Source organism: Pseudochelatococcus sp. B33 (genome assembly GCF_053570585.1).
Map to the genome: position 1 here is coordinate 53,458 of NZ_JBSEFH010000031.1, position 6,833 is coordinate 60,290.

General features: G+C 62.5%; 10 protein-coding genes and 1 pseudogene. 10 read left to right on the forward strand and 1 reads right to left on the reverse strand.

Annotated elements, in window-relative coordinates; genetic code table 11:
• Positions 1 to 8: 8 nt before the first annotated feature.
• Both ACUSIJ_RS25785 and ACUSIJ_RS25790 read left to right on the forward strand, forming a co-directional pair.
• Positions 9 to 455: a DNA-binding protein gene (locus ACUSIJ_RS25785; RefSeq protein ID WP_449311286.1), complete on the forward strand. Its 447-nt coding sequence runs from the start codon at positions 9 to 11 to the stop codon at positions 453 to 455.
• The gene (locus ACUSIJ_RS25790) at positions 445 to 1,020 is read left to right on the forward strand and encodes a PIN domain-containing protein (RefSeq protein WP_377590858.1); all 576 of its coding nucleotides are present in this window, start codon (positions 445 to 447) and stop codon (positions 1,018 to 1,020) included. Before ACUSIJ_RS25785 ends, ACUSIJ_RS25790 begins: the two co-directional genes overlap by 11 nt.
• 252 nt (positions 1,021 to 1,272) lie before the next feature.
• On the opposite strand, the gene ACUSIJ_RS25795 is transcribed toward ACUSIJ_RS25790, so the two are convergent.
• On the reverse strand, positions 1,273 to 1,674 hold the full coding sequence (locus ACUSIJ_RS25795; protein ID WP_449311287.1) for a MerR family transcriptional regulator: 402 nt from the start codon (positions 1,672 to 1,674) through the stop codon (positions 1,273 to 1,275).
• Positions 1,675 to 2,060: 386 nt separating this feature from the next.
• Between ACUSIJ_RS25795 and ACUSIJ_RS25800 the strand changes: the two genes are divergently transcribed.
• The 8 genes and pseudogenes from ACUSIJ_RS25800 to ACUSIJ_RS25835 form a co-directional block, all read left to right on the forward strand.
• A complete protein-coding gene (locus ACUSIJ_RS25800) occupies positions 2,061 to 2,345 on the forward strand; it encodes a GDCCVxC domain-containing (seleno)protein (RefSeq protein ID WP_377590855.1) in 285 nt (94 codons plus the stop codon).
• 154 nt (positions 2,346 to 2,499) lie between these two features.
• Entirely contained in the window at positions 2,500 to 2,694 is a 195-nt protein-coding gene (locus ACUSIJ_RS25805) for a hypothetical protein (RefSeq protein ID WP_377590854.1), read from the forward strand.
• Positions 2,695 to 2,803: 109 nt separating this feature from the next.
• Positions 2,804 to 4,942: a chromosome partitioning protein ParB gene (locus ACUSIJ_RS25810; protein WP_449311288.1), complete on the forward strand. Its 2,139-nt coding sequence runs from the start codon at positions 2,804 to 2,806 to the stop codon at positions 4,940 to 4,942.
• A 102-nt stretch (positions 4,943 to 5,044) separates the two neighbouring features.
• Entirely contained in the window at positions 5,045 to 5,521 is a 477-nt protein-coding gene (locus ACUSIJ_RS25815) for a hypothetical protein (protein WP_377590852.1), read from the forward strand.
• A gap of 72 nt (positions 5,522 to 5,593) precedes the next feature.
• Positions 5,594 to 5,914, forward strand: a complete 321-nt coding sequence (locus ACUSIJ_RS25820; protein WP_449311289.1) for a hypothetical protein — start codon at positions 5,594 to 5,596, stop codon at positions 5,912 to 5,914.
• 70 nt (positions 5,915 to 5,984) lie between these two features.
• Positions 5,985 to 6,254, forward strand: a complete 270-nt coding sequence (locus ACUSIJ_RS25825) for a DUF6117 family protein (protein ID WP_449311290.1) — start codon at positions 5,985 to 5,987, stop codon at positions 6,252 to 6,254.
• Complete coding sequence (locus ACUSIJ_RS25830) at positions 6,254 to 6,550, forward strand: hypothetical protein (RefSeq protein ID WP_449311291.1); 297 nt, start codon at positions 6,254 to 6,256, stop codon at positions 6,548 to 6,550. Before ACUSIJ_RS25825 ends, ACUSIJ_RS25830 begins: the two co-directional genes overlap by 1 nt.
• Positions 6,551 to 6,643: 93 nt before the next feature.
• Positions 6,644 to 6,814: pseudogene (locus ACUSIJ_RS25835) on the forward strand (antirestriction protein); the annotation flags it as partial.
• Positions 6,815 to 6,833: the final 19 nt, after the last annotated feature.

The following is a 6,833-nucleotide window of genomic DNA, read 5'->3' on the forward strand; positions in this document are numbered from 1 at the left end:
AACATGCCATGGCCAGCCAAATCGTCCAATTTGCCAGCCTTTCGGACCGGGATCGCAAAGCGGTGCCGCACCTGCCGAAACTCGGCGAGGGCGATCATCTTGAGCTGCATGTTCGGCGCCGGGACGGCGAGGAGCAGACGATCTCGCTGCCGCCGGCTGCGGCCGATGTCGTCGAAGCCTTGCTGTCTCGGCTTCTCAGTGGCGAACGGGTAGCGGTCATCGCGGAGCATGAGGAGTTGAGCCCCACCGAAGCCTCGATCATCCTTGGCATCTCTCGCCCCCTTGTCGTCCACCGCATGGAGATCGGCGATCTGCCGTTCCGCTATGTCGGAAAGCACCGGCGCGCGTCGCTGAAGGACGTGCTGGCGCTGAAGGCGCAGCTCGACGTCCAGCGCAAGGCCATGGAAGCCCTGGCCGCCGACGCCGAGGATCTCCACCGCGAATATGGCATTTAGTCCTGTTGTCGCGGTCTGCGACGCCTGCATCCTTTACCCGTTCCATCTGAGGAACATCATCGTCCAGGCAGGAGTCGACCGCCTGTTCCAGGCGCGTTGGACTGAAGAGATCCACGACGAATGGATGCGCAATCTCGTAGCCAACACGCCGAGCCTTTCGCTCACTCGCCTGGAAGCCGCAAAGCAACTCATGACAATCGCGCTGCCGGCGGCGACGGTTGTTGGATATGAGAAGCATATTGCGGCCGTCAGCTTGCCCGACCCCGATGACCGTCACGTCGCCGCCGCCGCGATCGAGGCCGGTGCATCGACAATCATAACCTGGAACCTGCGTGATTTCCCGGTCCCCAAGCTGAAGAAGCACAATCTGGTACGTCAGACACCGGATGCCTTCCTCGCCGGTCTCTATGAACAAGTTCCAGAGCGGCTGACCGGCTCGCTGGCGAATGCGCGGCGCAATCTCAGCCGGACGCGCGTGTCGGCTGCCGACTTCATCAGCATCCTTCGCGACCAGAGGCTCACCAAGCTGGCGGCGCAGATCGAGAAGCATGTCGACGATCTGTAGGGTGGCTTTCTCCATTTCCTGAAACCCTCAGCCACGGCTTTGCGCCTAGCCGATCTAAGGCGCATGGAACGCGTTCTGGCCGAAACAGTGCGTGCGTGCGACGCTGGCGATGACGCCTGCTGTCCGCTTATCGCGACGCTCTCCAGGCCAATCACGCTCCGACGGTCGCTCCTTGGACCTTGACAGGGAACTCCCCATACAAGGCTTTCCCCCGCCGTAAATACGCAAAAGCGTAGAAACAACAGTCTGGAATTAAGCCTCGAAACGGATCAAAGCGGTCCCGTTGAAAACGCTCTTGCGGCTCTGCCCTCCGGTCTCGGCGTGCAACCCCATCGAAGCATCATGCGCTGAATTGTATATTCGCGTCCGGACGTCCTTCAGATGTACTTCAGCAAGATCGCGAGCTACAGCGCACGACGCTTGTCCGCTGGCGGCCAGGCCAAGCAGTGTCCGCACCTCGTCGAGCGTGAAGCCGAGCTCCCGTGCGCGTAGCACGAACGCCAGCCTGCCAACGTCCTCAGGTCCATAGCTGCGATAGCGTCCACGCCGCAGCGGTTCTGGCATCAAGCCGATGCGTTCGTAGTAGCGGATCGTCTCGATGTTGCAGCCGGTTCGCCGCGAAAGTTCACCGATGGGGATGGTGTGTTCGGCCATATCCAGCTCCCTGAAATTAGGGCTTGAATCTGTAGCGACTACAGACGGTAAGGTCACTCCATCCTGATTTCAAGGAGTGTCCTATGTCCGATGCGATCGAGAAAATGGCGGCGGCTCGACAGCCCCCAAGCGGGTCGGGGCCGAGCGGGTCAACTTCGGGGCCTTGGCTGCCGCCTTTGGCGTCGCATCGTGCTGCGCGCTCCCACTGCTCCTGACGACGATCGGCGAGAGCACAGCTTGGCTCGGTGGCGTGGCGCTGTTGTGGCGTGAGCAGCGGGCCGCATCGATCTGCGGGCCGAACGACACCTGCACGCCGCCCACTGTTCGCGTGCTGACTTTAGTTGGGCTTTTGATTGGAGCCGGTCTGCTCTGGGCAGGATACGTCTATGCCTGACACAACTCTCGTTCTGGAATCCACGATCATATGTCCGAACTGCGGTCATCGCGCGACCGAGACCATGCCGACAGAAGCTTGTCAGTACTTCTATGACTGCAAGGCGTGCGGCGCACTTTTGAAGCCGAAGTCCGGGGACTGTTGCGTGTTCTGTTCCTATGGCAGTGTGCCGTGCCCGCCGATTCAGGCTGGAGGCGGCGCGCCGACCTGCTGCGCTGGTGATGCTGCGGCCGTCGAGATCAGGCCGGGCGTCCAGCGCCAGACTGGTCGCTCGTGACTAGTGCAGCGGCAAGAGATGCCCTTCTCGCCCGCGACCGTAGCCGACCCGGACCTGTCGAGGCGTGGAGCACAGGCTTGCCACAGGCGGCCGATACGCGACCCGTCAAGGTCCAGCGCATCGTCTCCGCAGCGATGACCGGGAGGGCGCAGTCATGAGCGATGCGCCCAAGTCAAAACTCCTGCTGATCCTCGCCTGCTCGGCGACCATCCTCGACGATCTGCTACTGGTGTCAGAAGCCGACCTCGACCGGCTGCGGAGCCGGATCGAACGGCAGGAAGCGGCGATCGAGGTGCTGCGCCGGAAATACGGCGTCAACGAGGAGCGCCCGCAGCACTCCGACTGGTAACGCCGAGCCTGTCGGTCGCGCTTTAGAGGGAGAGAGGGGCTGGGGATTTCATGACGGGTTGGTAAGTCGAGAGAGAGGTTCTCGGCTGCTCGTCATGGAGTAACCCATCATGGCAAGAGCTGCCAAGAAGAAGTCCGCCCCTGCGATCATCGTCTTCTCGCGGGCGCGCGACATTCCGTTCAACCGCATCCGGCTGTCGGAAGCCAACGTTCGCGAGACGAACGTCGAGGCCGGTCTGGACGAACTCACCCAGGACATCAATCGTCGCGAGGACCTCGTGCAGGGCCTCAATGTCCGCGCCATCCTCGACGGTGATGGTAACGAGACCGGCGATTTTGAGACCCCGGCCGGCGGTCGCCGCTACAGGTCGATCGCGCGGCTGGTCGAGGCCGGGCGATTCCCGGCCGATGGCCTTGTCCCCTGCATCGTCAAGAAGGCTAATGCAAAGACCACCGCCATCGATGACTCGCTGGCCGAGAACACGTTCCGGCTCGCGCTCCATCCGCTCGACCAGTTCAAGGCGTTCAAGCGCATGGTCGATGGCGGCATGACCACCGAAGAAGTCGCCAGCGCCTACTTCACCACCCAGCGCTATGTCGATCAGCGCCTCGCACTCGCCAAGGCCTCCCCCAAGCTGCACGAGGTCTATGCCCAGGATGGCATGACACTGGCGACGCTGGAGGCGTTCACCGCGCACCCTGATCACGCCCGCCAGGAACAGGTCTGGGATGCCATCAGGCAGTCCTATTATCGCGAGCCCTGGCGCATCCGGCAGATGCTGACGGAAACCAGCGTTCCTGCTTCTGACAAGCGGGCGCTCTTCGTCGGCCTCGATGCCTATATGGCGGCGGGCGGCCCGGTGCTGCCGCGTTACCTCTTCGACGATGAGGAAGACGGCTGGCTCGACGATGTGCCGCTCCTCGACCGTCTGGTCGCCGAGAAACTGAAGGCCACCGCCGATGAAGTGGCCACCGAGGGATGGAAGTGGGTCGCGGTCGACCTCGAGCTTCCCTACAACCATGACTACGGACTGCGTGCCATCACCGGCACTTTCGCTGATCTGACCGAGGAAGAGCGGATCGCCCGCCAGGCACTCCGCGACGAATATGACCGGATTGAAGCCGAACATGCAGGCGACGAGCTGCCGGAGGAGATCGACCACCGTCTCGGCGAAATCGAAAAGCAGCTCGAAGCCTTCGAGCGCCGCCCGGCCATCTACGATCCCGCCGAGATCGCCACCGCCGGCGTTTTCGTCAGCTTCGACGAGGACGGCGCGCTTGTGGTCGATCGCGGCTGGGTGCGGCCGGAGGACGAGCCGGCTGCGTCCGTCGAAGGCGGAACGCCGGAGGTAGGCGCGGACGGTGATGCGGATGGTGCGGCCGCACCGGATGCACAGCGTACCGTCATCACCATCGGCGGTCAGCCGGCCGAGCCCGAAGAGGATGAGGACACGATCAAGCCTCTCCCTGAAAGGCTCGTGTCCGAGCTGACCGCGCACCGCACCGTTGCGCTGAGCGACGCCGTGGCTGCCAATCCGCACATCGCCATGACCGCGCTGCTGCACCGGCTGGTCCGTGACACCTTCAATCGGTCCACCAGCGGTTCGGCTGTGCAGGTTTTAGTGCGTGAGGTGCATTTCCGCGAACAAGGCATCGACCTCAAGGACAGCCCCTACGCGAAGTCGGTGGGTCAACGACATGTGGACTGGAAGGCCGACCTGCCGGCCGACGACGATGCGCTGTGGGACTGGCTCGACGCGCTCGACGAGACCAGCCGTCTGGCGCTGCTGGCCCATTGCGTCTCGTTCGGAATCAATGCGCTCTATGAGCGGCCGAATCCTTACAGCGCCACCGGCGTTTCTGAACAGGGCCTGCGGACACGCATGGTAGAAGCCGACCGCCTTGCCCGTGCCACCGGCCTCGACATGGCCGACGCAGGTTTCCGGCCGACTGTCGTTAACTATCTCGGCCGCGTCACCAAGCCCCGCATCCTCGAAGCGGTCCATGAAGCGCTTGGCGAGGACAAGGTGCGCCTGATCGACCACCTGAAGAAAGACGCCATGGCGCGGGAGGCCGAACGCCTCCTGGCCGACACCGGCTGGTTGCCGGAGCCGCTGCGCCTTCACATCGAGGAGTCGGCTGCCGACACATCGGCCGGGGCGGACGAAGAGAGCATGGCATTGCCTGATTTCCTCGCCAGCGACGGCGAGGACGCAGACGATTCGGCGGCTCTCGTCGCCGCCGAATGACGCACGCTGGTGAGGCGGCTTCGGTTGCCCCGCCTTTTTCACCCTTCCACCACAAGGCCCGGCATCCCGCCGGGCCGTTTTTCGTTTCAGGAGAGCAGTTTCATGTCCGCTTCCCTCATCTTCGACATCGCACCACTCGGCTCGCTTGTGTCCTACAGCGACAATCAGCCGAAACCGCCCACGCGCTTCACCAAGAAGCTCGCCGCATGGAAATCACGCAATGGCGTCGGCCGGCTCGTGCGCAAGGAACCCGCCCGCGAACGCCCCACCTACACGAGCCCGCCGTATTTCACGCTGCATGAAGGCGACTTCGGAGAAGGCGGCATCATCCTCGTCACGATCATGCGGACCTACAGCATCGACAGCGATCTGACGTTCCGTGTGATCGAGCGTCCCAGGATCGGCCAGGTCCGTGTCGTGCAGGATATTGGCGAGAACGTCGAGCTGCTTCACCTCGCCGAAAATCGCGACGCCGCCGAACTCTGGCTGGCGAAGGGCAGATACAGCCGTGCCTGCCTGGAAGAGGTTACGGCCGACGAGGTTGGCGCAGATGTCGTCGAAGGCCGCACTGCCGCCTGACCTTAGCCCATTCCGCTTCACCTGGCTCGCCGTCGAAGGACGGCGGGCCGTTTTCATTTCAGGAGCCAGGGTATGACCATGCCGTCCAATACCAAACCCGCACGCGACCAACACAGCCTGCGGCCTGTTCATGTTGCTATCTATGAGCACCCCCATGGCACTGATGTCCGTGTTTTTCTCGACCAAGACCAAGCAATGGACTGGCGCACAGGCATTGCCAAGGAATGGTGGAGCAATGCCTACGATGACGATCCCCCACCGGACGATGAAATCGGCGAGAAATATTTCGAGCGCATGCTCGAGCGCGGCGACGAATTTTTCTCGACGGTGACGTGCGACGTCGAAATCTGCCCTCCCGATGCCGACGCTCCAATACCGTCCGGCGATCTCTAGCTTGCCTTCTTCCTTTTACCTCGTCTTCGCCCGGTCTCGCACCGGGCTTCTTTTCTTTCAGGAGAACATCATGGCCATTCCCGATTCCGTCCGCACCAACTTCCACACGCTGCTGCGCGCCGCCGACGATGGCAACCTCGCACTCATGGAGTGCCTCGATGCCGTCACCCGAGAACGTCGCTATGTCGTCTGCGCTGTGGGCCGCGCGGACGACGGCGATATTGTTATGACGCCGTTCGGCCATCTTGCCGACGGCAATCCATATGATGCCTACCTGCCGTCGGACCCCGACGATCCCAACGGATTCATCGACAAGTCCGAGGACGGAGATGCCTCATAATGACGGTCGACCAGATCTTAGCCGACGACCTTCGAAATCCTCCCGCGGAGCGTTCGCTTCCATGGGAGGAGACACACGGAGGCATCACCGTCATCATCGAGCCGAAGCCCCACTGGGCATCCGATATGACCGTCTTCCGGCTGATCGACCGGGCTTGGTGCTATTACGCCGACTGGATCGCGCACGGCCCGGCCGCGCGGTTCTTCGATCATCCCGAGATGTGCGGCAACGACGTGATGATGAAGACGCGGGCCATGCTCTTGCGGGAGATCGCGGACGGCCTTCGGTCGGATTGAGAGGAAGAGGGATGCCGGGGCCGGGATGGGTTCAGACGGGCGAAGAGAGAGCTGTCCGGACCTGTCCTTTTCCTCTCTCCGGAGAACCTGCCCATGACCACGCAATTCACCACGTCCCAGCGTGCAACTCTCGTTCCGGACGATCACCGTGAAACGTTCCTGCCGACGCTGTTCGGGCTTCCGCTCCTCATCATTGCCGAAAATACCGTCTATGCCATCATGGAGCGGCTCAGCCCGTACGACTATCGTGGCGGCTTCTGGGATTAATGCACAGCTGCGCATT